Source organism: Bacillus sp. AK25 (assembly GCF_048270685.1).
In the GTDB taxonomy this organism is placed as follows: Bacteria; Bacillota; Bacilli; order Bacillales; family Bacillaceae; genus Bacillus; species Bacillus altitudinis.
This window is the reverse complement of record NZ_JBLUWC010000001.1, coordinates 2,823,491-2,849,186: the sequence shown is the minus strand read 5'-3', so window position 1 is coordinate 2,849,186 and position 25,696 is coordinate 2,823,491. Positions and strand designations below refer to the sequence as shown.

At 41.1% G+C, this 25,696-nt stretch carries 28 protein-coding genes and 1 pseudogene; 19 read left to right on the top strand and 10 right to left on the bottom strand.

Annotation, left to right across the window (positions count from 1 at the left end; translation table 11 throughout):
* Positions 1–86 precede the first annotated feature (86 nt).
* The 4 genes from ACNO7B_RS14885 (at position 87) to ACNO7B_RS14870 (ending at position 5,452) form a co-directional block, all read left to right on the top strand.
* A complete protein-coding gene (locus ACNO7B_RS14885; RefSeq protein ID WP_017358915.1) occupies positions 87–1,388 on the top strand; it encodes a homoserine dehydrogenase in 1,302 nt (433 codons plus the stop codon).
* Positions 1,388–2,449 carry a threonine synthase gene (gene thrC / locus ACNO7B_RS14880; RefSeq protein WP_008346825.1) on the top strand — a complete coding sequence of 354 codons (1,062 nt, stop codon included), beginning with the start codon at positions 1,388–1,390 and terminating at the stop codon, positions 2,447–2,449. The genes ACNO7B_RS14885 and thrC overlap by 1 nt, the downstream gene beginning before the upstream one ends.
* Complete coding sequence (gene thrB / locus ACNO7B_RS14875) at positions 2,446–3,378, top strand: homoserine kinase (protein ID WP_007500423.1); 933 nt, start codon at positions 2,446–2,448, stop codon at positions 3,376–3,378. The genes thrC and thrB overlap by 4 nt, the downstream gene beginning before the upstream one ends.
* Positions 3,379–3,481: 103 nt before the next feature.
* A complete protein-coding gene (locus tag ACNO7B_RS14870) occupies positions 3,482–5,452 on the top strand; it encodes a prolyl oligopeptidase family serine peptidase (protein ID WP_417901650.1) in 1,971 nt (656 codons plus the stop codon).
* A gap of 44 nt (positions 5,453–5,496) precedes the next feature.
* Here the strand turns inward: ACNO7B_RS14870 and ACNO7B_RS14865 are convergent.
* A pseudogene (locus ACNO7B_RS14865) lies at positions 5,497–5,796 on the bottom strand (NifU family protein).
* 121 nt (positions 5,797–5,917) lie between these two features.
* On the opposite strand from ACNO7B_RS14865, the gene ACNO7B_RS14860 reads away from it, so the two are divergent.
* The gene (locus tag ACNO7B_RS14860) at positions 5,918–6,247 is read left to right on the top strand and encodes a YuzD family protein (RefSeq protein WP_417901649.1); all 330 of its coding nucleotides are present in this window, start codon (positions 5,918–5,920) and stop codon (positions 6,245–6,247) included.
* Positions 6,248–6,347: 100 nt separating this feature from the next.
* Positions 6,348–6,578: a hypothetical protein gene (locus ACNO7B_RS14855; RefSeq protein WP_057079127.1), complete on the top strand. Its 231-nt coding sequence runs from the start codon at positions 6,348–6,350 to the stop codon at positions 6,576–6,578.
* Positions 6,579–6,626: 48 nt separating this feature from the next.
* Here ACNO7B_RS14855 and ACNO7B_RS14850 read toward each other — a convergent pair whose 3' ends face one another.
* Entirely contained in the window at positions 6,627–7,694 is a 1,068-nt protein-coding gene (locus tag ACNO7B_RS14850) for an NAD(P)/FAD-dependent oxidoreductase (protein ID WP_099496724.1), read from the bottom strand.
* Positions 7,695–7,949: 255 nt separating this feature from the next.
* Here ACNO7B_RS14850 and ACNO7B_RS14845 point away from each other — a divergent pair, with 255 nt between their 5' ends.
* The 3 genes from ACNO7B_RS14845 (at position 7,950) to ACNO7B_RS14835 (ending at position 9,746) form a co-directional block, all read left to right on the top strand.
* The gene (locus ACNO7B_RS14845) at positions 7,950–8,186 is read left to right on the top strand and encodes a YuzB family protein (protein ID WP_008346813.1); all 237 of its coding nucleotides are present in this window, start codon (positions 7,950–7,952) and stop codon (positions 8,184–8,186) included.
* 269 nt (positions 8,187–8,455) lie between these two features.
* Entirely contained in the window at positions 8,456–9,310 is an 855-nt protein-coding gene (gene dapF, locus ACNO7B_RS14840; protein WP_052320790.1) for a diaminopimelate epimerase, read from the top strand.
* Between the two features lie 73 nt (positions 9,311–9,383).
* Positions 9,384–9,746, top strand: a complete 363-nt coding sequence (locus ACNO7B_RS14835) for a HesB/IscA family protein (RefSeq protein ID WP_417901648.1) — start codon at positions 9,384–9,386, stop codon at positions 9,744–9,746.
* A gap of 231 nt (positions 9,747–9,977) precedes the next feature.
* Here the strand turns inward: ACNO7B_RS14835 and ACNO7B_RS14830 are convergent, their stop codons facing one another.
* The 3 genes from ACNO7B_RS14830 to ACNO7B_RS14820 all read right to left on the bottom strand — a co-directional run bounded on the left by ACNO7B_RS14830 (position 9,978) and on the right by ACNO7B_RS14820 (position 12,160).
* Positions 9,978–10,874: a DUF2268 domain-containing protein gene (locus tag ACNO7B_RS14830; RefSeq protein ID WP_417901647.1), complete on the bottom strand. Its 897-nt coding sequence runs from the start codon at positions 10,872–10,874 to the stop codon at positions 9,978–9,980.
* Complete coding sequence (locus ACNO7B_RS14825) at positions 10,858–11,625, bottom strand: MerR family transcriptional regulator (RefSeq protein WP_417901646.1); 768 nt, start codon at positions 11,623–11,625, stop codon at positions 10,858–10,860. Before ACNO7B_RS14825 ends, ACNO7B_RS14830 begins: the two co-directional genes overlap by 17 nt.
* A gap of 118 nt (positions 11,626–11,743) precedes the next feature.
* Positions 11,744–12,160 (bottom strand): hypothetical protein, encoded by a 417-nt coding sequence (locus ACNO7B_RS14820; RefSeq protein WP_417901645.1) that lies wholly within the window; start codon positions 12,158–12,160, stop codon positions 11,744–11,746.
* Positions 12,161–12,362: 202 nt separating this feature from the next.
* Between ACNO7B_RS14820 and ACNO7B_RS14815 the strand changes: the two genes are divergently transcribed.
* Entirely contained in the window at positions 12,363–12,569 is a 207-nt protein-coding gene (locus ACNO7B_RS14815; RefSeq protein ID WP_008346803.1) for a hypothetical protein, read from the top strand.
* A 46-nt stretch (positions 12,570–12,615) separates the two neighbouring features.
* On the opposite strand, the gene yumC is transcribed toward ACNO7B_RS14815, so the two are convergent.
* Positions 12,616–13,614 (bottom strand): ferredoxin--NADP reductase 2, encoded by a 999-nt coding sequence (gene yumC / locus ACNO7B_RS14810; protein ID WP_008346801.1) that lies wholly within the window; start codon positions 13,612–13,614, stop codon positions 12,616–12,618.
* 389 nt (positions 13,615–14,003) lie between these two features.
* Between yumC and ACNO7B_RS14805 the strand changes: the two genes are divergently transcribed.
* The 4 genes from ACNO7B_RS14805 (at position 14,004) to ACNO7B_RS14790 (ending at position 16,628) form a co-directional block, all read left to right on the top strand.
* Entirely contained in the window at positions 14,004–15,221 is a 1,218-nt protein-coding gene (locus tag ACNO7B_RS14805) for an NAD(P)/FAD-dependent oxidoreductase (protein ID WP_162149727.1), read from the top strand.
* A gap of 135 nt (positions 15,222–15,356) precedes the next feature.
* Positions 15,357–15,482: a YuiA family protein gene (locus tag ACNO7B_RS14800; protein WP_008346797.1), complete on the top strand. Its 126-nt coding sequence runs from the start codon at positions 15,357–15,359 to the stop codon at positions 15,480–15,482.
* A gap of 81 nt (positions 15,483–15,563) precedes the next feature.
* On the top strand, positions 15,564–15,884 hold the full coding sequence (locus tag ACNO7B_RS14795) for a YuiB family protein (RefSeq protein WP_003212933.1): 321 nt from the start codon (positions 15,564–15,566) through the stop codon (positions 15,882–15,884).
* Between the two features lie 99 nt (positions 15,885–15,983).
* Complete coding sequence (locus ACNO7B_RS14790) at positions 15,984–16,628, top strand: 3D domain-containing protein (RefSeq protein ID WP_017358926.1); 645 nt, start codon at positions 15,984–15,986, stop codon at positions 16,626–16,628.
* 40 nt (positions 16,629–16,668) lie between these two features.
* Here ACNO7B_RS14790 and ACNO7B_RS14785 read toward each other — a convergent pair whose 3' ends face one another.
* A complete protein-coding gene (locus ACNO7B_RS14785; protein ID WP_008346791.1) occupies positions 16,669–17,145 on the bottom strand; it encodes a divergent PAP2 family protein in 477 nt (158 codons plus the stop codon).
* Between the two features lie 326 nt (positions 17,146–17,471).
* On the opposite strand from ACNO7B_RS14785, the gene ACNO7B_RS14780 reads away from it, so the two are divergent.
* Entirely contained in the window at positions 17,472–18,962 is a 1,491-nt protein-coding gene (locus tag ACNO7B_RS14780) for a leucyl aminopeptidase (RefSeq protein ID WP_417901644.1), read from the top strand.
* Positions 18,963–19,298: 336 nt separating this feature from the next.
* Positions 19,299–20,627, top strand: a complete 1,329-nt coding sequence (locus tag ACNO7B_RS14775; RefSeq protein ID WP_417901643.1) for a Na+/H+ antiporter family protein — start codon at positions 19,299–19,301, stop codon at positions 20,625–20,627.
* 49 nt (positions 20,628–20,676) lie between these two features.
* On the opposite strand, the gene ACNO7B_RS14770 is transcribed toward ACNO7B_RS14775, so the two are convergent.
* From ACNO7B_RS14770 to ACNO7B_RS14760, 3 genes are all read right to left on the bottom strand, one after another.
* Positions 20,677–21,273, bottom strand: coding sequence for a biotin transporter BioY (locus ACNO7B_RS14770; RefSeq protein WP_007500444.1), 597 nt, complete (start codon positions 21,271–21,273; stop codon positions 20,677–20,679).
* A gap of 116 nt (positions 21,274–21,389) precedes the next feature.
* On the bottom strand, positions 21,390–22,526 hold the full coding sequence (gene ald, locus ACNO7B_RS14765; RefSeq protein ID WP_007500447.1) for an alanine dehydrogenase: 1,137 nt from the start codon (positions 22,524–22,526) through the stop codon (positions 21,390–21,392).
* Between the two features lie 110 nt (positions 22,527–22,636).
* Positions 22,637–23,866 carry a PucR family transcriptional regulator gene (locus ACNO7B_RS14760; protein WP_007500450.1) on the bottom strand — a complete coding sequence of 410 codons (1,230 nt, stop codon included), beginning with the start codon at positions 23,864–23,866 and terminating at the stop codon, positions 22,637–22,639.
* 407 nt (positions 23,867–24,273) lie between these two features.
* Here ACNO7B_RS14760 and ACNO7B_RS14755 point away from each other — a divergent pair, with 407 nt between their 5' ends.
* The 3 genes from ACNO7B_RS14755 to essB form a co-directional block, all read left to right on the top strand.
* Positions 24,274–24,567: a WXG100 family type VII secretion target gene (locus ACNO7B_RS14755; RefSeq protein WP_003213769.1), complete on the top strand. Its 294-nt coding sequence runs from the start codon at positions 24,274–24,276 to the stop codon at positions 24,565–24,567.
* Positions 24,568–24,662: 95 nt separating this feature from the next.
* Complete coding sequence (locus tag ACNO7B_RS14750) at positions 24,663–24,902, top strand: EsaB/YukD family protein (protein WP_008345897.1); 240 nt, start codon at positions 24,663–24,665, stop codon at positions 24,900–24,902.
* Between the two features lie 14 nt (positions 24,903–24,916).
* Positions 24,917–25,696: type VII secretion protein EssB (essB, locus tag ACNO7B_RS14745; RefSeq protein ID WP_417901642.1), on the top strand; the 780-nt coding region annotated here is incomplete at its 3' end.

Sequence of the window (25,696 nt, the reverse complement as noted above, 5' to 3'; positions counted from 1 at the left end):
TTATAATGTGTGTACATTGAATGTCTGTGTTAGGTTAACAAATGTCTTTTTAGAGAGGACATTTACGGAGAAAGGTGGAATTTCAGGTGAAGGCAATTCGAGTTGGACTACTAGGATTAGGAACAGTGGGGAGCGGTGTCGTTAAGATTATTCAAGATCATCAGGATAAATTAATGCACCAGATCGGCTGTCCGGTATTAATACAAAAAGTGCTTGTGAGCAATCCCGATAAAAAAAGAGATGTGGATGTGGCAAGAGAGGTCTTCACAACTGAAGTATACGATGTGATTCGAGATCCAGAGGTCGACGTCATAATTGAAGTAATGGGCGGCATTGAAGAGACAAAACAATATTTAATAGATGCATTAAATGAGAAGAAACACGTCATTACAGCTAATAAGGATTTAATGGCGCTATATGGCACAGAGCTTTTACATGTAGCAAAAGAAAACGGCTGTGACCTATACTATGAAGCAAGTGTCGCAGGTGGGATTCCAATTTTGCGTACACTAGAGGAAGGTTTAGCCTCTGACCGCATCACAAAAATGATGGGAATCGTGAACGGGACAACGAACTTTATTTTAACAAAAATGAATGTCGATAAAAGTGCGTATGAAGATGTATTAAAAGAAGCGCAGGATCTTGGCTTTGCAGAAGCCGATCCGACGGCGGACGTAGAAGGGCTAGATGCGGCAAGAAAGATGGCCATCCTGGCAAGACTTGGCTTTTCCATGAATGTAGACTTAGAGGATGTGAAAGTGAAAGGCATCTCGGACATCTCGGATGAGGACATTAATTTCAGTAAACGTTTTGGCTATACAATGAAGCTGATTGGAATTGCCCAAAGGGACGGAGAGAAAGTGGAGGTCAGCGTACAGCCAACTTTACTTCCTGATCATCATCCGTTATCTTCCGTCAACAATGAATTTAATGCTGTCTATGTTTACGGAAGTGCTGTCGGAGAAACGATGTTTTACGGACCTGGAGCAGGCAGCCTGCCAACGGCAACAGCTGTAGTCTCAGATTTAGTCGCTGTTATGAAGAACATGCGTCTTGGTGTGAACGGCAGTGGATTTATTGCACCGCAATTTGAGAAGAAAATCAAATCATCATCCGAAGTATTTGCTCAGCAATTTTTAAGAATACATGTGAGAGATCAAGTCGGAGCTTTCTCCCGCATTACATCGATTTTTTCTGAAAGAGGCATCAGCTTTGAAAAGATCCTTCAGCTTCCTGTCAAAGGGCATGATGAGCTGGCTGAAATTGTGATTATTACACATCAAACATCAGAAGAAGATTTCTCAAATATCCTGCAAACATTAAACGATCTCGACGTGGTGGTTCAAGTGAAGAGCACGTATCGAGTAGAAGGGAACGGTTTAAGCTGATGAAGTGGAATGGACTTATTGAAGAATTTCAAGAATTCTTACCAGTAAACGAGCAAACACCTAAACTAACATTAAATGAAGGAAATACACCGCTGATTCATCTCGCAAAGCTTTCAGAAAAGCTAGGGATTGAGCTTCACGTGAAAACAGAAGGCGTCAACCCTACAGGTTCTTTTAAGGATCGCGGGATGGTCATGGCCGTCGCAAAGGCAAAAGAAGAAGGCAATGATACGATCATGTGTGCATCGACAGGGAATACGTCTGCAGCAGCAGCAGCTTATGCGGCGCGCGCTGATATGAAATGTATTGTCATCATTCCAGATGGAAAAATTGCCTTCGGTAAGCTGGCGCAGGCTGTCATGTACGGAGCAGAAATCATTGCCATTGACGGCAACTTTGATGATGCGTTGAAAATTGTCCGCAGCATCTGTGAAAAAGCACCGATCGCACTTGTTAACTCCGTCAATCCATACCGAATTGAAGGACAAAAAACAGCGGCATTTGAAATCTGTGAGCAGCTAGGCTCCGCACCGGACGTACTGGCGATTCCTGTTGGAAATGCGGGGAATATTACAGCGTACTGGAAAGGCTTCAAAGAATATCATGAGAAAAAAGGCACTGGACTGCCAGTCATGCGTGGTTTTGAAGCAGAAGGTGCTGCAGCCATCGTTCGAAATGAAGTCATTGAGCAGCCAGAAACAGTTGCAACAGCCATTCGCATCGGAAACCCTGCAAGCTGGAAACAAGCTGTAGCAGCGGCAGATGAATCGAACGGGAAAATTGATGAAGTGACAGATGAAGAAATTCTTCATGCCTATCAATTGATCGCACGTGAAGAAGGTGTGTTTGCAGAGCCAGGGTCTTGTGCATCAATTGCAGGTGTACTCAAACAAGTGAAATCTGGAGAAATTAAGCCAGGCAGTAAAGTCGTCGCTGTACTGACAGGAAACGGATTAAAAGATCCAAATACTGCGATTGATATTTCGCACATCAAACCGGTCACACTGGATGCAGATGAAGATCAAATTCTGGAACATTTAGAAAAGGCCGCACGCGTATGAGTAACGCCTCCATGCTTTTTTCAATCACAGTACCGGGAAGCACTGCCAACTTAGGACCAGGCTTTGACTCAGTCGGAATGGCGCTTAGCCGCTATTTAAAGCTATCGGTCTATGACCACGATAGCTGGCTGTTTGAAGCAGAAACTGATGTCGTGTCTGGTATTCCATCAGGCACCGATAACCTGATCTACCAAACAGCTAAAAAGGTCGCAGATGACTTTGGAAAAACACTCCCGCCTGTTCATGTCAAAGTGTGGAGTGATATTCCATTAGCAAGGGGGCTGGGCAGCAGCGCTGCTGCCATTGTCGCCGCAATTGAGCTCGCCAATCAGTTGCTTGAATTAAAGATGACCGATGATCAGAAGCTCTTTTTTGCAAGTGAGGTAGAAGGTCATCCCGATAATGCGGGTGCCTCTTTATTCGGTGGTTTACTCATCGGTCTTCATGAAGAAGACAAGACACATGCCGTTAAAGTGCAGCATGTGGATGTAGATGTCGTCGTCGTGATTCCTTTTTATGAAGTGCTCACAAAGGATGCCCGTGATGTCCTGCCAGAGGATTTTTCCTATAAACAGGCCGTGAGTGCGAGTGCAGTGAGTAACGTCCTTGTCGCCGCCTTAATGACGCAGAACTGGCCGCTTGTAGGGGAAATGATGAATAAAGATTTATTTCATCAGCCATACCGCACGATGCTTGTCCCAGAGCTGTCCAAGGTGGAGCACGTTGCTTCATTAAAAGGCGCGTATGGAACGGCATTAAGCGGTGCTGGGCCGACTATTTTGACCTTAGTGGAAAAAGGGAAGGGAGAAGCGCTGAAAAAGCAGCTTGCCCAAAATTTCCCGCATTGTGAAGTGGATGTGCTGACGGTGCCAGTAGAAGGTGTCGTCGTCGAGCATCATTCTGTGAATCAAATGAAGAACGTGCTGTGAAGACGCACGTTCTTTTTTTATCCTTGTTTTTCATAACAAAAGCAGGGATTATTATTTAGAGAAGCGAACTATTTTTTGATACATAAAAGGAGGCGATCTATTGATGAAGAAATTGATAACAGCAGAGGATTTAACGCAAATCGTGTCTGTTTCTCATCCAGTTTATTCACCAGATGGAAAAAAGGCTGTTTTTACAAAAGTATCGGTGAATGAAAAAAAGGATGATTACAATATTCATTTATGGGTTCGAGATGAAGAGACAGGGGAGCTGTCTCAATGGACATTTGATGATGGAAAGCATCATCAACCAGCATGGTCAAAAGACGGAAAGCAGCTTGCGTTTATTTTGCAGAAGCCAAAGGAAGTTCCTCAGCTCGCACTCATTCAGAGCGATGGCGGCGGAATTCGTACCTTAACGAATATTCCGTACGGCGTCTCTCAACCTGTATTTTCACCGGATGGAGCGTTCATTTATGCAGCGGTCTCATTAAAACAAGATGAATCTGTTCATGATGAAAAAAAGGAAGAGTGCGATGACTTTGCTCCGGCCGTATATGATGATTTGACTTATAAAGCAGATGGCAGAGGCTTTTTAGACGGGCGTCTGACGCAAATTGTAAAAATCGATGTCCGTTCCGGCGAGGTAGAGATGCTTACGAGTGAGCCGCATCATCATGTGAATCATGTCATCTCTCCTTGCGGGAAGTGGCTTGCGTATATTCAATCAAATCCTCAGACGTTTTACATAAGTGATATCTGTCTCCTGTCATTAGAGGACGGTACATCCAAGAAAATCACCCAATCAACAGGCGCTTACACGACTGTATCATTTTCTCCAAATGGAGAAAGCCTTTTGTACATTGGACACGAACGTGAATTTGAAAATGCGACCTTCCTGTCATTGTGGCTGCATGATCTGAAGGAGAAAAAGACCGCTCAATTGTCAGAAATGCTCGATATGTATGTAGGAAACTGTATGGCAGGGGATAGTGTTATGGGTGAGGCCAATCAGCTTCCACAATGGACAAAGGATAGTCAGGGGTTTTATGCGCTTGTTTCTGATCAAGGGAGTACCGGAATTTATTATTTCTCTATTGAAGGCTTAGCCTATCCCGTTCGTTTAGAGGCAGAACATGTGACGAATTTCAGTCTTCATCCAGACGAATCAAAAATGCTGATCAGCCGTCTTTCACCTGTCTCGCCTAGTGAGCTGTATGAGCTGACTTTAGGGGAATCCTCACTCAAGCAAATCACGTTTGAGCATGATGACTTTCTAAAGGAACATGTCATATCCGAACCTGAACCAATTTCTTTCCAGTCAAAAGAAGGAGACATTGTACATGGCTGGTTGATGAAGCCTGCTCAGATGGAAGAGGGGAAGACATATCCACTAATCTTAGAAATTCATGGTGGGCCGCATGCGATGTACGGTCATACGTATTTTCATGAATTTCAAATGCTCGCCGCTGAAGGGTATGCGATTGTGTACATCAATCCTCATGGCAGTCATGGATACGGACAGATGTTTACAGACCGGGTAAGAGGCAACTATGGAGACGTTGATTATGAGGATGTCATGCTGGCTGTTGATCATGTGCTCGAAGCCTATGACTTCCTTGATGAAAAAAGGCTTGGCGTAACAGGCGGCAGCTATGGCGGTTTTATGACCAACTGGATTGTCGGACAGACAGACCGTTTCCGTGCAGCTGTTACACAGCGTTCCATTTCGAACTGGATTAGCTTTTATGGCATCAGTGATATCGGCTATTTCTTTACAAAATGGCAGATTGATGGGGATATTTATGACTCTGTTGATAAGCTATGGGATCGTTCGCCGCTAAAGTATGTAAAACAGGTGAATACACCGCTTCTCATCCTGCACAGTGATGAAGACTACCGCTGTCCAGTCGATCAAGGAGAACAGCTTTTTGTGGCATTGAAGGAACTTGGAAAAGACACGAGATTAGTCAAATTCCCGAAGGCTTCTCATGATTTATCGAGAAGCGGCCACCCTGGGCAGCGTATTCAAAGACTGACTTTTATTCAAGAATGGTTTAGAGAGAAATTATTCTAATCAAAAAACGACCCAGTAAGGGTCGTTTTCATGTCATATATGAATTAGAAAACCTGTTCAACTTCTACAACGCCAGGTACTTCTTCTAATAATGCGCGCTCAATACCGGCTTTCAATGTAATGGTTGAACTTGGGCAGCTGCCGCATGCACCAAGAAGGCGTAATTTCACAATGCCATCTTCAATGTCTACAAGCTCACAGTCTCCACCATCACGTAATAGAAATGGACGAAGTTTGTCCAGTACTTCCTGTACTTGGTCTTTCATTTCGACTTCAGTCATTAGATATAATCGCTCCTTTCACAACATATCACCATTATATTCATCTGGACGATAAAAATCTATTGATTGGTTTCAAAGTTTCCTTCTCATTATAGCACAATCTCATCTTGAAACAAAAAGTGATTTTGACTTTTTTCATACAGAAAATTCAGCTAAAATAAAGAAAGAATGGGGGGCTTGTCAAATGAACAAAACCGTTGACCTTTATGTATATGGAAGAGATGTCCTGTGCGCTAGCTGCGTGAATCTGCCTTCTTCAAAAGATACATTTGAGTGGTTAGATGCAGCATTAAAACGAAAATATCCAAATCAGCCGTTTTGCATCACATATATCGATATTGAGCACCCGCCTGAAAACGAACGCCAAAAAGAATTATCTGAACGAATTCTTGATGATGAATTCTTTTATCCGCTTGTCCTTGTTGAGGATCAAATTGTAGGAGAGGGCAATCCGAAATTAAAAGATATTTATCAAGAAATGGAGAAATACGGGTACGAAGAGAGCAGTGAATGAGCTGTTCTTTTTTTAGAAAAATAAATAGAACAAACGTTCCTTTTTAGGTTGAATTAGAACGTTTGTTCGGTTATAATGAGAGGAAAGGAGCGTGAGCATCATGAATTATTTACTAAAACAATCTCTTCATCAACAAATACCGATTGATATGATTTATATGAAGAAAACTGGAGAGTGCTCGAAACGAAAAATCATTGTACATCGTCAAACTGAACAGTTCATACAAGCGTATTGTTTATCGAAGAAGACGATCAGAACGTTTCGTAAAGACTGCATCCTTGCGCTTGCTCCTATCAAAGTGAACCATCCATCGGTACATGCCGTTTCATAATAAAAGCTCCTTCATTAGAAGGAGCTTTGAGAAAAAATTCACATCATTTTATCCATTGTGATGCTTGTACATCCAAAGAAGTCCAGATTTTAAGAGTCTTGGAACACGACCGACAAGTGGACGATCCGCCACTAAGCCAAAGCCGGCTTTTTTCCCTAAAGAGCCGAGTACGCCTTTTAACTTAAACTGCGGGTAAGCATCAGGAAGTGGCTCGTTTTTCCAGCGTTTCTGTAGAGATTGCACAATTTGCTCTGCCTGTGCCTCGGCAAGCTGTGCACTTGGTGCATGCGGTAAGCTTGCGCAGTCACCTACGACATAGACATGCTCATCTCCAGGGAGATTGTGATGAGGAGTTAAGACGACACGGCCTTGGGCGTCTTTTTCAACATCCATATCTCGCACGACTTTACTTGGTTGAATTCCTGCTGTCCACACGATGACATCTGCTTCAATGGCATCGTCATGGTTGTACACAACTCCTTCTTCAACCTTTGTAATATTGGCGCAGTTAATGATCTTTACATCGTTTTCTTCAAACCATTTTTGTACATATAAACTTAATCTTTTTGGGAAACTGGAAAGAATCAGTTCTCCGCGGTCAAAAAGAATGATGTTTAAATCAGAGCGGCTTTCACGCAGTTCACTGGCTAGCTCTACCCCGCTAAGTCCAGCACCGACAATGCCAACTGTTGCACCTGCGCTCAAATTGTTTAATTTGTTATACGCAAGCCTTGACTGATCAATGGTTTGAATGCTGTATGTATGTTCTTTCGCCCCAGGGACATTGTGATACTTGTCCTCACAGCCGAGTCCGATTACCGTATCATCATATGGAATCGGTTCACGGTCGCTAAATAAGATCTGTTTGTTTTCAATATCAATTTTTTCTACTTCCCCGTATTGAATATCCAGCTTCGGATGCTCTGGAAAAGATACTCGAATGTGATGATCAGAGATCGTTCCAGCAGCAAGTGCATAATATTCTGTTTTTAAACAGTGGTAAGGATTTCGATCAATTAATGTGATAGTAACATCATCAGGTAATTGATTTGGCAATAAGCGGTGGAGAACCCGCATATTCCCGTAACCTCCGCCGATCAAGACTAAATTTTTCATGACGATTCTCCTTTTCCCCCTAGACATTGAAAAACACTTATACTAAAAAACTTTAAGTTAAAATACCAAATAAAATTATATCGAATTTACTGTGAAACCACAATAATTGTTTCAAAATAACCTACATATTCATTACTTAGTCCTAAATAGTAAAACATTTTACGGGGAATAGGCGTAATGATTTATTGAAGCTCATGTTTTGACTAATAGAAGGAATTTCGGTAGGATAGTAAGGCAAATGTGAGGTGAAGCACAGTGTTTCCACTGATCGAATTTTGTGTAAGTAATCTTGCACAAGGGTCTCAAGAAGCAAAAGAGAAGCTAGAAAAAGACCCAAACTTAGATGTAATGGAATACGGCTGTTTAAGCTACTGCGGCAAATGTATGGACTCCCCATTTGCGCTTGTGAATGGAGAATTTGTTTCTGGAGAAAATGCAGAGCAGCTAGTCGAGCGTATTTATGCTTTTATAGAGGAAAACGACATGTTTTAAGTGCACCACATGGGTCATGAGGTGCATTTTTTTCATATATTCAGTTTCCATTTTCAGGAGAAAATGTAGAAAGCGCATCCAATATGTTATGCTAATAAAATATCATCAAAATGAAGCATCACACGAAAGAAAAAAAGGCATATGCATAATAAAAGCCCTTTGCCATGGCAGCAAAGAGCTTCTATGTATGAAAAACGGGGGATGATAAGATTGTCTCCTGAATCGACTCCTTTTATACTATAAAGAAACAACATTTTTGGAGGACGCTCATGACATCATTTCAATTCACGAAAATGCACGGACTAGGAAACAATTATATATACGTCAATCAGATGAAGGAACAGCTTCCAGAAGAGCAGCTGTCAGAGATAGCGATCCGCGTTTCTTCTGTTTATACAGGTATCGGTTCAGACGGAATGATCCTCATTTGCCCATCAGATGTTGCGCCTGTGAAGATGCGCATTTTCAACAATGATGGATCAGAGGGGAAAAACTGCGGTAACGGTCTGCGTTGCGTGGCAAAATATGTGTATGAGCATCAAATCGTAACAGCCACAACGTTCCAGATTGAGACATTGTCAGGACTCGTTGAAGCGACCGTTCATGTGCAGGATGGTCACGTTCAGTTAGTGACAGTTGATATGGGTAAACCTCGTTTTGAAAAAGAAGCGATGCCGATGCTTGGTGAACCGGCCAGTACAACGATTAATGAACCGCTTGATTTTGGCACGACGACCTTAAATGGAACAGCTGTTTCAATGGGGAATCCCCATATCGTTTTCTATTTAGAAGACATTGAACAGGCGCCGCTTGATTCACTTGGGCCAATCATTGAAAAGCATGACATGTTTCCAGAAGGCGTCAATGTAGAATTTGTGGAACGTGTTAGTGAAACGGAACTGCATTTTCGCGTGTGGGAAAGAGGATCAGGGATTACGCAAGCGTGCGGAACAGGAGCATGTGCTGCGGCTGTATCAACGATTGTCAATGGACATGCGAAAAAAGAAACGGATATGACCGTTCATCTAGCTGGCGGAGACCTCATCATTCGCTGGAAAGACAATGACCATGTGCTGATGACAGGACCTGCTGAAACAATTTGTGACGGCACATTCTATCTCTAAACCATTTATTTGAGAAAAGGCAACATCACGTTTATAATTGAAAAGAAACATCCAGTCAAAAGGAGGGATGATCGTGAGTACACCAGTAACGATTACAGAAGCTGCTGCATTGCAGATTAAAGATATGATGAAAGAACATGAAGAAGAAAGTGCGTTCCTGCGAGTGGGCGTAAAAGGCGGCGGCTGCAGCGGTCTTTCATACGGGATGGGCTTTGACCATGAAGTCTCAGAGAAAGACACGCAGTTCGAACAGCACGGCATCAAGGTTCTTGTCGACTCCGAAAGCCTTGACATCATGAACGGCACCATCATTGATTTCAAACAATCACTAATGGGCGGCGGTTTCACGATTGACAATCCGAACGCGATTGCGTCATGCGGATGCGGTTCTTCGTTCAGAACAGCTACCAATACCGGTACGCCGGAAGAATGTTAGAATTTCAGTATCAATGAATTCTGTAAATCCATTTTGAATAAAAACCTCCTCAATTAGATCATAAATTTGAGGAGGTTTTTTTATGTTCTTTTTTAAAAGTGCTTGAAATTCTAGCAAGGTTTTCAACAAGTCTATTTGAAATGATTAGATATAGCATGAACATACAGTATGTTTCGTACGATAATTAGAATTCATTATTACACCGATTTGCTTTGAAATTCATTAAAATGTTTAGGTAAAAAATAATCCGCAATTTTTTAAAATTTCATTTGTATCAAGTACGGTTGCTTCTTCAATTCCTATATTATTCATTTTCATAAAAGATTGTACAGCTTGATAACCTACTGCATAGCCTGCAAAGGGTGATAATCCGACAGGTTGATATCCTTGTTCTTTTGCAATGTTATCACCAAACATATAACTACTGACCTCAGCAAACCCTTTCGTATATAAAGCGTCTTTAATCACTTCTTTTGAATATTCTAAGTCCTGTTGATCAAAAGAAGTGATCCAAGGCCCTAGCATCTTTTCACCATAAAGTTCTTTTGCAAATGATTCAGCTAAACCTTCTATAATTAAGTAATCTCCAACCGTTACATTTCCGTAATCCCATTCAAAATAGGAAAAACGAATATTATGATGGAATTCATGCGCAATTAGAGCGGGGATCCGTGGGATGTTATAAGAGTTCGGATATATTGAGCATTGGATAAATCCCGGAATTCCTCCAAAGCCACAATACCCTTTTTGTTGTTCTAGCTTTTTCGGATCAGCTATATATAGACCAAATCTCAATTCATCAGAATTTATATGAAGGTTGTGTTTTTTGATAAAATTCATACAATAGTTCAAGGTGGTATTTGCCATTTGAAGAGCTTGAATTTCTTGTAGTATTTTTAACGCTTGTTTACCAGTTTGTGTTTGTGAAACATCAAGATAGCCAAGCATATTGGTTGCCATGATGACATCATAGCCATTTTTTTGAGTAGCTCTTAACGGAACGTTTATCATATTCCACATCTTTTCAAAAGGCCTCATCATGTTGTATCGAAAAAAGTGTTCTTTATTTTCTTTTAGCGAAAACAATTTTTCGTATTGAGCGATTGTATCTTCAATGATGATGTTCATCGCTGGGACCTCTTTTCTGTTGATCAGCAAATACTTTCATGGCTTCACTCATGAATGAAGCCAAGCCCTCACCAGATTGATCTATCTTTTTTGTAAATCGTTCATCTTGAATATAAAGTTGACCTAATCCATAAAATGCCTCGAGGGAGTATTGAGTAAAGTGATGATTTAAAAATTCATACCATTCTCTGATGGCGGCTTGTACTTCTTTGGATTGAGGAGTGAGGTTGCGGAGGGATGCTAAGTTTTGAAAAACTCTATCCCATCTCAAAGATAAATCATGTTGTTCATCTTTCGACAATCGACTTAATTTGAAGTTCACGTTATCAATGGACTGATTCCCCCAGCGACAGCGAGCTTCTTCTTCATATTGGTTGAATTTCATGTTCATTCCCTTGAACCTCTCTTTATTTGTTAGGTGAATTTCTCCTGTTATATGTTTTAGCGTCTTGTCAATATTTTCAATCATTCTATCGAGTGTATTTCGTTTTTCCATCAACATTTTTCGTTGTAATATAAATGCTTCATGTTTATCAAATGACGGATTGTTTATGATTTCTTTTATTTCCTTTAAGTTAAATCCCAGTTCTCTGAAAAATAATATTTGCTGTAGTGTTTCAAGGTTTTCTTCTGAATAAAGCCGGTAACCAGCATCCGTGACTTCTTTTGGGGTCAACAAACCAATTTGATCATAATGATGAAGTGTACGAATACTAATATCAAACAATTCAGCGACTTCTTTTACTTTCATATTCAACACATCTCCTTATGATATTCACTATAAAGTATGACGTTACGTGAGGGTCAATAGAAAGGGATCAATGAAGGTGTAAAAAATGAAAAAAAGACACTCATTCAGCGTCTCTTTCTCAAATGGCTTCTTCTATATTCAATAGTTCTTTATCCAAGACATCCACCAACTCTTGGGTGCTAAACATATAGATCACCACTTCTTTATTGCCATCTTCCACATGGACTTCAACCTCAATTTTCATCTTGGCTCGTTCTCCAAGATAAACCACTTCAAAGATGCCCATTCTTTTTGTTTCATTGTTTTTATTCATTTTTTGAACGTTGGTGAGTATCTGTTTGATTTCTCGATCACTCAAACCAGCATCTAAAATGGAAGTGGACACATGTGTTAAAAAAGGTTCTAGCTGATCAACATCCATATTCGATCCGGCAGCGAATTGAGCATAATGTTTGTTATAGTCTTTTGCAAACACTTCAACTGAACCACCAATTATCAGTAACAAGCTTAAACTAATCATGAAACGCTTTATCATCTTTCCACCTATCCTTCATGACGATCTTCTCCTTCTTATATCGGTTGAACCAATCAAACCTTCATTGATTCAATTCCTTATTAAACAATTTGTAAATCGCTCAATTTTGTTACAGCTTGTCCTCACAACTGGCTATTTCCACTCGAAAAGAGTATCATGAGAACCAAACATAAACTGTCATCAGAAAAGAGGTTGCTGAGGTTTGAGTGAACAAATCAATTGCAGGAACTGTCATGAACTGATTCCGTATCGGTCCAAAACATGTCCATCTTGCGGGATAGACAAGCCGCTTCCGAAAAAGGAACGTGTGAAGGATCGGGTGATTTTGGTTGTGGCAGGAATTGTTGTGGTGCTACTTGCTGCAATGGTACTTGGAATGGCGAATGCCTATATTGGGATTTTTAAATAAACAAAAAAGGAGTTCCGCAGATGGGACTCCTTTTTTTGATCCGTTCTTATTTATTTTCAAATAAGCTTGTGGAATGAAGCGGCTGTACACGGGCTTTCGGGTCCATGTAAGCTTTGGCGTTGTTCACAGCAGTTGGTGCTTCACCAAATCCGCTTGCGATTAATTTGACTTTTCCTTCATACGTACAGATGTCTCCTGCCGCATAGAAGCCTTCGATGTTTGTTTCCATCGTGGATTTGACCACGATAGAGTTCTTTTCGATTTCAAGGCCCCATTGTTTGATTGGTCCAAGGGAGGAAACAAAACCGAAGTTGACGATCACATCGTCCACATCTAGTACTTGTTTTTTATCGCCTTTCACTTCTTCAAGCACAATTTGTTCAATGCGTTCTTCACCAATGAGCTCAGTTGGCACAAATGGTGTCAGCACATTGACTTTCGAGTTGTGCAAGTTTTCTACACTGTGCTCATGTGCACGGAATTTATCACGACGGTGAATAATCGATACTTCTTTTGCGATTGGCTCAAGCATCAGTGCCCAGTCGACCGCAGAGTCTCCGCCGCCAAGAACAGCAACACGTCTACCAGCGAATTGGTTCAGGTCATTGATGAAGTAATGCAGGTTGCTTCCTTCAAATGATTCTGCTGCATCTAGCTCAAGCTTTCTCGGTTGGAATGCACCGTTACCAGCTGTAATGATGATTGTTTTTGAATAATGAACCTCTTGATTCGTAACGAGTTTGAAAATACCGTCTGCTTGTTTTTCAACCGTTTCCACAGCTTGCTCTAAGCAAATGGTTTGGTCAAATTTATCCATTTGTTCCTTTAAATTATCAACTAATTCTTGTGCGCGGATTTTTGGGAAACCAGCCACATCATAAATGTATTTTTCAGGGTAAAGAGCGGATAGTTGACCGCCGAGCTGAGGAAGGCTCTCAATGATTTTCACACTTGCCTGTCTCATGCCTCCGTAAAACGCAGTAAACAATCCGACTGGGCCGCCCCCGATAACGGTAATGTCATATACCTTAGAATCTTCTTGCATTCCTTAATCCTCCCAAATGAAAATTGTTATCACTATATCATATCATAACACATATCGTCGTTTGACTTGTTTTGAAAAACTTGTCGTTTTTTGATGCCGATGCTGTGAAAAGGGGAAAAAAGAGAGAAAGACCGTTTATCCTAAGGATTTTCAGTTTAAAGCCTTGAAAAAAGGAGCAGAACTCGCTATTATTGTTAAGGGAACTAAATATTAATTTTTTATGAATTTTTGTCGGAAACGGTCAAATGCTTTCGTTTTTTGTAGGTGAAAGTTCAGATTTTCACATACTTATTTTTTGTTTAAATTTCATAAAATGCCGCAAAGCGGTTGAGAATAACGATATGTAATTCTTTATCCGTTTTACAGCAAATTTAAAAAAGGTGGATGTGATTCCAGTGAATAAACCGAAAATCGTTGTATTAGGTGCAGGTTATGGCGGATTAATGACTGTAACAAGATTAACAAAACAGCTTGGCACAAATGATGCGGACATTACTCTTGTGAACAAGCATAATTATCATTACGAAACAACATGGTTACATGAAGCAAGTGCAGGTACTCTTCATCATGACCGTTGTCGTTATCAAATCAAAGATGTGATTAACAGTTCCCGTGTCAACTTTGTACAAGCAACAGTTGAAAGCATTAATAAGGAAGAGAAGAAAGTTGTGACATCAGATGGCGAACTTTCTTATGACTACCTTGTTGTTGCGCTTGGTGCTGTTCCTGAAACATTTGGTATTGCAGGACTGAAAGAATATGCATTCTCAATCTCTAACATCAACTCTGCTCGTCAGCTTCGTGAGCATATTGAGCTTCAATTTGCGACTTATAATACAGATGCTGAAAAGCGCCCAGAGCGTCTAACTATCGTTGTCGGCGGTGCAGGCTTCACAGGTATTGAGTTCCTTGGTGAGCTTGGAAACCGTGTACCTGAGCTTTGCAAAGAGTATGATATTGATCAAAAAGACGTGCGTATTATCTGTGTAGAAGCTGCACCAACAGCTCTTCCAGGATTTGATCCTGAATTGATCGACTATGCGATGAACTACCTTCAAGGTAAAGGTGTTGAGTTCAAAATCGGTACAGCGATCAAAGAATGTACGCCTGAGGGCATCATTGTTGGAAAAGACGATGATACAGAAGAAATCAAAGCTGAAACTGTTGTATGGGCTGCTGGTGTACGTGGTAACCCAATCGTTGAAGAAGCTGGATTTGAAAACATGCGCGGCCGCGTAAAAGTGTCTCCAGATCTTCGTGTACCAGAAAATGAAGATGTATTCATCATCGGTGACTGCTCATTAATCATCAATGAAGAAATTAATCGTCCATACCCACCTACTGCACAAATTGCGATGCAGCAAGGTGAAACAGTAGCGAAAAACCTTGCAGCACTAGTAAAAGGTGGCACGCTTGAAAGCTTTAAGCCAGACATCAAAGGAACAGTTGCTTCTCTTGGTGAACACGACGCTGTAGGTGTTGCGTTTGGTAAAAAACTTCAAGGAACAAAAGCTTCTGCAATGAAAAAAATCATCGACAACCGTTCATTATTCATGGTTGGCGGACCAGGACTTGTTCTGAAAAAAGGAAAATTCAAGTTCTTCTAAACCGATATAGACAAAAACGTGTATCCCTGTGGTACACGTTTTTTCATGTTTGACGGAATATTTTCTCACTTGGTACTGGACAGAAAAATATGTTATGATGAATTATCAGAAAATTTAGATTAAGGAGTGAGCAATATGAATGCACAAACGAAAGAAAAAAAGTCAACTTGTCAGTATTGTTCAGGAAAAGGATATTTTCAGTTATTGCTCGGCGGATCAGAAACATGTGAGGAATGTAAAGGGACAGGAAAGAAGCATTAATCTTACGGCTTTTTCCATTGATTGACTTCATCTCTATTTCCAAGTTAAACTAATGATGGGATATTTGGGGGTGGAGATGAAGTGATCAGTTTACCAGTCGTTATCATTTCAGTTATTTTATTTTTCGTGTTATTCTTCGGCATTGGCTTTTTGCTGAATATGCTGCTGAGAATGTCATGGATTATGGCAATTTTATATCCAATTGTATGCCTTTTCATTATCAATAATCAAAAGATGATCGCTTATGTAAGAGAACCAGGCATTGCTTTTTCCGGGATAGGAGACCGCATCGTTTCTCTTGCTGCGGCAGATATCATCATTTTATTAAGTGGTCTAATTGGTGCCATTGCCTCAGGTTTTGTCATCAATGCCCTTCGTAAAAGAGGCTATCAAATGTTTTAACTCACTTGTCTACACGCAAGTGGGTTTTTTTGTTTCTCCTTTGCATAGTTTCCATTTTGTTTGGAAACAAATAGATGGGTAGAGGAGTGACAAATAGAAATGAAAACATGGATGAAACGATTGTTCATGACAGGTCTGTTTATGCTTGCCTTGATGACAAGCTTTACGGGCATATCTGGCGTAGAACCAAGTGATCTCGCTGCATGGGTGAAAGAGACCGATGCCGGTAAGCACGTATCTTCTTTTTTAAAGCATCCAAAAAGGCAGACGATGGCGGTGAAAAGTGATGATTTGCGTGCTGTTTCTCTCGAAGAAGCATTTAATTGGAACGATTATCCGAAGCAAAAGGTTGTCGCCACAGGTTATACAGCAGGAGTAGAATCAACAGGTAAGACGAAAGAACATCATGCATATGGCATTACATATTCAGGCGTCAAAGTAAAACGTGATTTATATTCAACCGTGGCAGCGGACCCATCTGTCTTTCCGATAGGAACTGTCCTGTTTATCCCCAATTATGGCTATGGTGTAGTCGCAGATACTGGGAAAGCGATTAAAGGTCATAAGCTTGATTTATATTATGAAACGGTTGATGATGTGTATAGAGAATGGGGTAAAAAAGTGCTGGACGTTTATGTGATTAAAAAGGGTGAAGGGACGCTGACAGAAAAAGACTTAAATCAGTTGAATGAAGCAGAATCGATGCAAGTGTTCCGGCAGCAGTTTCAAGCCAATAAAGAATAAAAAAGCTTTGGATCTCAAAAGGTCCAAAGCTTTTTCGTTTCTACATGAAGTAATAATCTAAGATGAGTGTGAGCAAGATTCCTGTTAAGCCGCCGAAGAAGACTTCAATCGGCTTATGCCCAAGAAGCTCTTTCAATTTCTTTTGCTTCTCTTTTTCTTCCGCATTTGGGAAGTTCTTTGCCTCGGCAACAAACCGGTTAAAATCTGTGACCAGTTTGTTCAGGACAGTTGCCTGTTCTCCTGCCTGTCTGCGAACACCTGTCGCATCAAACATCGTAATAATGGCAAAGATGGCGGAAATGGCAAAAATAGATGTTCCTAGCCCGTGCTCTAAAGCAACTGCTGTTGAGAGTGCTGTTACTGCTGCGGAGTGTGAACTTGGCATTCCGCCTGTGCTTGTAATGAGCGACCAATCTAGTCGTCTAGAAATGATAAATTGAATCGGTACTTTTACAAATTGTGCAAAAAAGATGGCTGCAAGGCTGGCAAGCAGCGGAAAATTCGTCAGTACGCTCATGAACAAGAAACATCCTCTCTTTAAGAAAAAATAACGTGCGAAATGATAAAGTATTTACCCTAGTAAGATAAAAAAATGATGGCAGTAAGAACTGTTGCCAAGTCCATGTTCATTATAACATTAAAGAAAGTAGATGTGGAACGAGGAGACCATGGACAAGCTGCTATGGATCGCTGCCGCTTTTTCATGATACCCTTCCGCGTGCCAAAATATAAATGTTCTTCAAGGGAAGACAGGCTGGCAATGATCGTATCAGCACATAAATTTTGATATAATAGAAGTTCCAATGTGAAATATGGAGTTCATTGAAGGAGCGTGTGATAAATATGTTTTTCTCGACAAATGAGTTGCAACATAAAGATACACTGGCCATCGGACTTTTTCAAAAGAGCCAATTATCAGGAAAAGCAAAAGAAATGGATGAGTTACATGGAGGAAGAATCACTGAATTACTAAAAGAAGGCGATATTTCATCTAAACGAAATCAGCTTTCGAAATTTTTCCCATCCCCTGAAACCGGCATTAAACGCATTTATTTTGTCGGGCTTGGGAAGGAGTCAGATTACACGTTTGAAGAGGCAAAGGAAGTGTTTGCGCATTTATTTAAAAAGCTTCATCAAGATAAAAAGCAAGCAGTTTCGGTTATGCTTGATACTTTCACAGGAAAGGATCTGCCTGTTCAAGATGCAGCCCATGCCCTTTCTGAAAGCTGCCTTTTAGCTACATATGAATTACAAGATTTTAAACATAAAACGAATGAACCGGATCGCTTTATCGAATTTGTTTATGCAACAACGGATCATGATGCTGCCGAAATTCAGGCAAGTCTGAAAGTGGGCGAAGTCTACGGACAATCGGTCAATTCGGCTCGTACACTTGTGAATATGCCCCCGAACATGCTCACGTCCTCTGATCTTGCTTCCTATGCGGCTGAGCTTGCTTATAAATATGAATTCGAGATTGAAATTTTAGATAAAGAACAAATGGAAGAGCTCGGAATGGGCGGTATTCTAGCCGTTAATAGAGGCTCAACAGAACCACCGAAGCTGATTGTATTGAAATATCAAGGCAAGGAAGAATGGACAGACGTCATCGGCCTTGTCGGTAAAGGCATTACGTATGATACAGGTGGGTATTCCTTAAAGCCAAGAGCAAGTATGGTGGGGATGAAAACAGATATGGGCGGTTCAGCCTCTGTTTTAGGCGCAATGGAAATCATCGGTGAACTTCGTCCAGAGCAGAATGTCATTGCGGTCATCGCCTCAACAGATAATATGGTCTCAGCAGATGCGATGAAGCCAGATGACGTCATTGTCTCACTAAGCGGCAAAACAATCGAAGTGCTTAACACGGATGCAGAAGGTCGTCTTGTTTTAGCAGATGGTGTGACCTATGCGAAGCAGCATGGCGCCTCTGTGCTTGTGGATGTTGCGACATTAACAGGCGGTGTCATTGTGGCACTTGGGAATGAAACAACAGGCGTGATGACCAATAACGATGAACTGTATGCCCAGTTTAAAGAGGCATCAGAAGAATGCGGGGAAATGATTTGGCAGCTGCCAATCACCGAAAAAGATAAAAAACGAGTAAGAAACAGCAAAATGGCTGATCTGAATAACTCACCAGGTCGTGATGGTCATGCGATCATGGCAGGTGCATTCATTGGGGAATTCGCTGAAGACACCCCTTGGGTTCACTTAGATATTGCAGGAACAGCCACGACAGAAAAGCCTTCATGCTTTGGTCCAACAGGAGCAACAGGTGTGATGGTCAGATCATTAGCAACATTTGTGGAACGATTTGAACCGAAGAAATAAAGACAGAAGCTCTGCCAACTGGCAGAGCTCAGCGTGTAGACAAACCCTCGCATTCGGTGTCAGTCCTGCGCTTCGGTGCTCACGAATGTCAAATTCGCTCCGCGCCGATGCTCGTCCTTCCTAGACTGCAAAGGTTTTCTATCACGCTGAAAAGAAGACAAAGGGCTAAAATCAAGTTCATTTTAGCCCTTTGTCAACAATCTGAGCTCTGCCAACTGGCAGAGCTTTTTATGTAGGACATACGCCATTTGACGAAGTAAATTTTCTATGGTAACATACGTTGGTACTTTAATTATCTACTACATTAGTAAACTAAAGGATTTCGGAGGTTTCACCATGAATGCAGTTGTTTTAGCGGTTGTTTTAATGTTGATATTAAGCTTGCTGCGGGTCAATGTCGTGATTGCGCTGGCACTTGGCGCTTTAGCGGGCGGACTTGCAGGTGGATTAGGTCTAGGGGGAACAGTTCAAGCGTTCACTGACGGTCTTGGCGGAAATGCGACAGTGGCGATTAGTTACGCACTATTAGGTGCATTCGCAGCCGCACTGACGAAAACGGGTCTTCCTGATGCCATGGTCGAAGGAGCTGTGAAGCTTCTTGGAAAAGAAGGCGATTCAAGAAGAAAAACATTATCAAAAGTGCTCATTATTCTGGTCATTTTGATCGTATCTTGTTTTTCTCAAAACGTTGTTCCTGTTCATATTGCCTTTATTCCGGTCTTAATCCCGCCATTATTAAAGGTGTTTAACGAGCTTCAAATTGACCGCAGACTGCTAGCATGTGTGATGACTTTCGGACTTACTGCACCATATATTTTGCTTCCGGTCGGTTTTGGACAGATTTTTCACGGAATGCTTCGTGACAACATGAAAGATGCAGGTTTGACAGTGAATTTAGCAGACATTCCGTATGCGATGCTGATTCCTGTAGGGGGCATGTTTCTTGGTTTGATCGTTTCACTTTTTGTATATCGTAAGCCAAAAACATATGAAAATCGTGACATTACGGATGTAGAAAAATCGGCTTATACGAAAAAAAGCTTGTTCTTTGCTGGACTTGCGATCCTTGTATCACTTATCGTTCAGTTATATCTTTCTCAAAGCCTTGGAGTCGAAGGGATGATCTTCGGTGCGCTTGCAGGCTTGCTTGTCTTGTTTGTAACGGGAATGATGAAACGAGATGAAGCAGATGCGCTCATTACATCTGGAATGAACATGATGGCATTTATCGGATTTGTTATGCTTGTCGCTGCTGGATTTGCCAATGTTTTAACGAAAACGGGAGATATTGAATCTCTCGTCAAGGCATCATCCCAATTAATCGGAAACAGCCAAAGCTTAGCGGCTATTTTAATGCTACTGGTGGGTCTGCTAGTGACAATGGGCATTGGCTCATCATTTGCAACGATTCCGATTATTACGACGATCTTTGTCCCGCTTTGTTTACACTTAGGGTTCAGCCCAATGGCGACTATTGCGATTATTGGTTCAGCTGCGGCGGTAGGAGATGCAGGTTCACCTGCAAGCGACAGTACACTCGGACCAACATCTGGACTGAATATGGATGGACAGCATCACCACATTTGGGGTACATGTGTCCCAACATTCGCTTTTTATAATATCCCGCTCGTCTTGTTCGGCTGGCTTGCGGCAATTATTTTATAAAATGAAAAAAGGGTTCCTTACTCGTAGAGTAGAGGAACCTTTTCTGATATTAGGAAGCTGTTTGTTCTTTACGAAAGGATGTAGCTTTTGAAACAGATCGATAAATTTTAGGTGCCAGCATCGCAAGGAGGATGGTCAGCGCGTAGTCTTTTACCATAAACCATATCATGAAGAACCATGTGGTTTGATAAGAGATTGGTGCGTTCAGCCATACATTTAATGCGATGTACGTATAAGTTGTCCCGATCACATACATCACGGTCGTTCCTGCAATGGCTGCAAATAAAAAGCGGCCAAAACCAGGGTTTTGTCTTTTTTCAAGAATGAATCCGGCAAGCCATGCAGCAGGAATGTATGATAACACAAAGCCACCGCTTTTTCCTAAAATAACGCCGAGACCCGCCGAGAACTGTGCGAATACAGGTGCACCAGCGATCCCAACAAGAGCATAGACAATCATGGCCAATGCGCCAAGTCGTTTGCCCAGCAAAAGACCAGCAAGCACACAAAAAAACGGCTGCATCGTAAGTGGGATTCCGCCGACCTGTAAAAATGGCACAATGGATGTGATATTGGCTCCGATAGCCATGAGCGCAGCAAACATCCCGACGAGCACAAAGTCAGCTGTTCTTGTCTTCTTTTGCATGATATTTCCCCCTGTCTTATCTGTACAAATAGATTAAGGGGAAGAGGTTCTTTTGTCAACTCATTTTTATTTTAGGTTAACAATAAAACCCGCCCCTGAAAAGGGCGGGCTAGATATTAAGCTTCGGTCATGGAAGAGGTTTCAAGGGCTTTACTAACAGGCACATAATCATAGCCGAGATCACGAGCGACAGCTTCATAGGTGATATGTCCGTTCATCACATTGACGCCTTCAGCAATCGTCTTGTTTTCTTTGATCGCTTTTGCAGCGCCTTTATTTGCAATCTGCAGTGCGTATGGGACCGTGACGTTTGTTAAAGCAACTGTCGATGTTCTCGGAACCGCTCCTGGCATATTGGCAACAGCATAATGTAAAATGCCGTGCTTTTCATAAGTAGGCTGATCATGTGTTGTAATATGATCGATTGTTTCCACAATCCCGCCTTGGTCAATGGCTACATCGACAATGACAGAACCAGGCTTCATTTGTTTCACCATTTCTTCTGTGACAAGGGTTGGTGCTTTAGCACCTGGGATGAGAACCGCACAAATGAGCAGGTCTGCCTCGCTCACTGAATCTGCAATGTTAACAGGATTAGACATTAACGTTTTCATTTGATGACCAAACTGATCGTCCAGCTGACGTAATCGTTCTGCATTTACATCAATAAGGGTGACATCTGCGCCAAGTCCGATCGCCATTTTCGCTGCATTTGTTCCAACGACACCGCCGCCAATAATGGTGACTTTCCCCCTCGATACTCCTGGCACGCCGGCGAGCAAAATGCCTTTTCCGCCTTTTGGCTTTTCTAAAAATTGAGCACCAATCTGAGCAGCCATTCTACCTGCTACTTCAGACATTGGCGTTAATAGAGGGAGTGATTTTCCGTCCGTTACCGTTTCATAAGCAATGGCTGTTACACCTTTTTGTTTTAATGCTTCAGCCAAGGAGGGCTCTGCTGCAAGGTGCAAGTACGTAAATAAGATCAGACCTTCTCTGAAATATGAATATTCTTCTGGTAATGGTTCTTTTACCTTCATAATCATATTAGAAGATGCCCACACATCTTTCGCTTGATCAAGAATCTCTGCACCAACAGATACATAATCGTCATCAGTGAATCCGCTTCCAAAACCAGCGTTCGTTTCGATTAAAATCTGGTGTCCAGCTGAAAGCAATTGAGATGCTGCTCCTGGTGTTAATGCGACCCGGTTTTCATTGTTCTTAATCTCTTTCGGAATGCCGATGATCATATCAATTCCTCCTATGCTTATCTATTGATATTGTATGTCTAGTGTATCCTGAAAGTTTAGAAAATTCTTCGGTTGAATGAAAAAATTAAAAAACGCCTCTTTGTGAAATTTCACAAAGGGACGTTTTTTAGCTTCATATCAAGATAAATGGTCATTTTCTCATTCATGTTTTTTAAATCAATTTCTGCAATGTCTGTAATCCGCTTCAGTCTATAATTCAGTGTGTTGATATGAATATTTAACTGCTTTGCGGCGATATTGGCGTTGCTGTCACAATCAATAAATCGTTCAAGGGTCTCGACAAGGTTGGAATGATGCCTGAGATCGTAATCCTCAAGCTTTGATAAAGAGTAACTAGAATAAGACGATCCCTTTCGTTTTTCAGCCAGCACATCTAAGTATTGATAAATACCCAGTTCAGAAAAGCTGTTTAATCGTTCTGTTTCCACAGGAAAGCGTTCTTTTGTTTTTAAGACGGCCAATGCTTCTTTATAGGATGGTTGAATATGAGTAATGTGATCGTAAATTCCACCAATGGCCGCTTGAACGTCATGGAGCTGATACCGATCAGACAACTGCTTTAGCATGCCGCTTGTGAATTGTTTAATATCTTGAAGCGGATGTTCTGTTTTTGGAGAGACAAGAATAATGAATTCGTTAAAATCAACAGTCGTTAAAAGCACCTGCACTTGCTGCGTTGTTTCAAGCAGATAGGAGAGCTTCTTTTCCGTATCTTCTGTGAGTTCATCACGAAGGCGAAAAATAATAATCGCATACGTGTCTGGACACCTCATCCCAAGTCTCAAGAAGAGATCAAGCATCTCATCCTTTTCATGAATATGTCCTGTGAGCATCTTCCAAAATAGCTCCTGATTGCGTTCTTCTGTTTTCGTTTTTCGAATTTGTAAATTGAGTAATTTGTTTTTCACGGCATGTGCTGCCATCTTGAGAAGGTCCATTTCTTCATCTGAAAAAGGCTGCGTGGATTCAATTGCCCAGATAAAGCCAAGCACCTCTTTGTCTTTCCATATGGAAATGGCAACCCTGCTGGATAGACCGACTTCTGCAATTTGAGGTACGCGAAGCGGTTCATCTGTTTTAAGGAGTGTAGGAATGATACCGTCTTTCCAAAGCCGATTAATGACTTTTTCCGGTACACGGCGGGAGATAATGGTTGAAGTTCTGGCGGGATCAGTGAAATCATTATGTGTGCTATAGGCTAATAATCGATGATGAGTATCTTCTATAGTAATAGGGCAATTGAGCACATCACTTATTTGGTCTGCCACATCCTCTAAACGATCAAGGCTATACTTAAATGGATCTGTCTTTTTTGTCATAAAAAACCCCTGCTTTTTCGAATATTTCACGTACTTACATTATGAAGAGAATCAGGTACGTAAATCAACAAGAAAATGCCATAATCATTAAAAAAACAAAAAGCTTGAGAAATGAGCACATTGGTCATGCGTTGATCACAAAAAGAAATAGTACAATAATAATGTAGTAAAAAATCAATAGGCGGAAAGATTCATCGAAGTGCACGCCCTTTTATTAAGAATATATGACCAAAAAATTGTTAAATACTAGATAAAGAGCGAAAAAACAGTAATTCCATAGACTCATTTTGTAAAATAAAAACAGATTTGTTTGACTGTGTATCATTTCTGTTTTTATAATAATAACGTCAAAAAATAAGTGGATTAGCCCATTATATGGCGGCTATGCACGGGAGGTAATGAGGAATATGTCAGGAATTATTCGCGTAACCCCAGAAGAACTAAGAGCGACCGCTAAGCAATATGGTGTTGAAAGTCAAGAAGTGTTAAACCAAGTTGATCGTCTAAATAGAATGATCTCTGACCTAAAAGGAATGTGGGAAGGTGCTTCTAGTGAAGCATTCGCTGATCAATACGAGCAGCTTAAACCTTCATTCATCAAAATGTCTGATCTATTAACAGATGTCAGCAATCAGCTTGATCAAACTGCAAATACACTTGAAAGCACTGACCAAGACATCGCTAGCCAAATCCGCGGCTAATCAAAGGGATTTCCTTTCTAAGTGTGAAAAGCAGAAAAAGCGCCGAGTCTGTCAGTTGATGCCGGCGCTCTTTCTATTTTGTGAGGTGGAAATTTGTGTATATCGATATTACCATCGACTTAAAAAACTATGATGGCAGTGTGTTTGATTTGAGACTATCAAATTATTTACATATTAAACAAGTCATCCATATCGCCTGGCAGGCAAAACAAATCTCACTACCTAAACGAGATGGCGGATGGGTGCGTGTAGTCAATAAGAAAGCTGTGTTTTCAGGCGAATATAAGCTGTCAGACTGTGGAATCACCACAGGAGACAGGCTGGAAATACTATGAAAGGACTTTTGTAAATGGCAGATAAAAAGAGTTCCTATTTAGAAGAACAATTAGAAGCAGTCATGAAAAAAGAGGAAGGCACTTACACCTTCATTTTTCAAAGAGAGACAATTAAACTCTTAGACGGTTTAGAAGCGGCACCGATTAAAGACATCAATCCTTCATTTAAAAAAGAGATCCAATTAACCGAAGGTGAGGTCATCATTTCGATTCAACCGCCTCCTGCCTATCAGGAATTTCGTTTCATCCATGCAAAGGATGAAAAAAGCAAATGGATTTTTTCATACCAGCTTGTCGATGCAGTGTGCAAACACGACGTGAAGCGGCTGCATCCTATTGTTTCTCCTGAAAACATTGTTTTTCATCAAGGCTTAGCGCCTGCATTTTTGCATTACGGGGTCAAAGAAAGCATCCCGCCATATGAAACCGACCAACAACGTTTGTTAAAAGAGGTCAAAGCCGTCATTCTTCGAGTGGTGGACCATGAATATCAGTTTCAAGAATATTTGGCTTATCATGATACGTTGAAATTATCTGAGCAGGCAAAGGAAATAAGTGATACACAGTCGCTGGAAGAATTGTCTGCTTTGATTCAACAAAAAATAGAAGCCATTGAAGCAAAAGAAAAGACGCTCTTAACCATTCCAAAAAAGAAATGGAAGATTGAACGATACATTGGACTTGGTCTCCTTGTTCTTTTGATTCCTGCATTGGTGTATACCATTTACACGTTCTTTTTCGCCATGCCGAAACAAGAAGCGTATGTGGAAGCGAACAAATATTATCTCAACAAA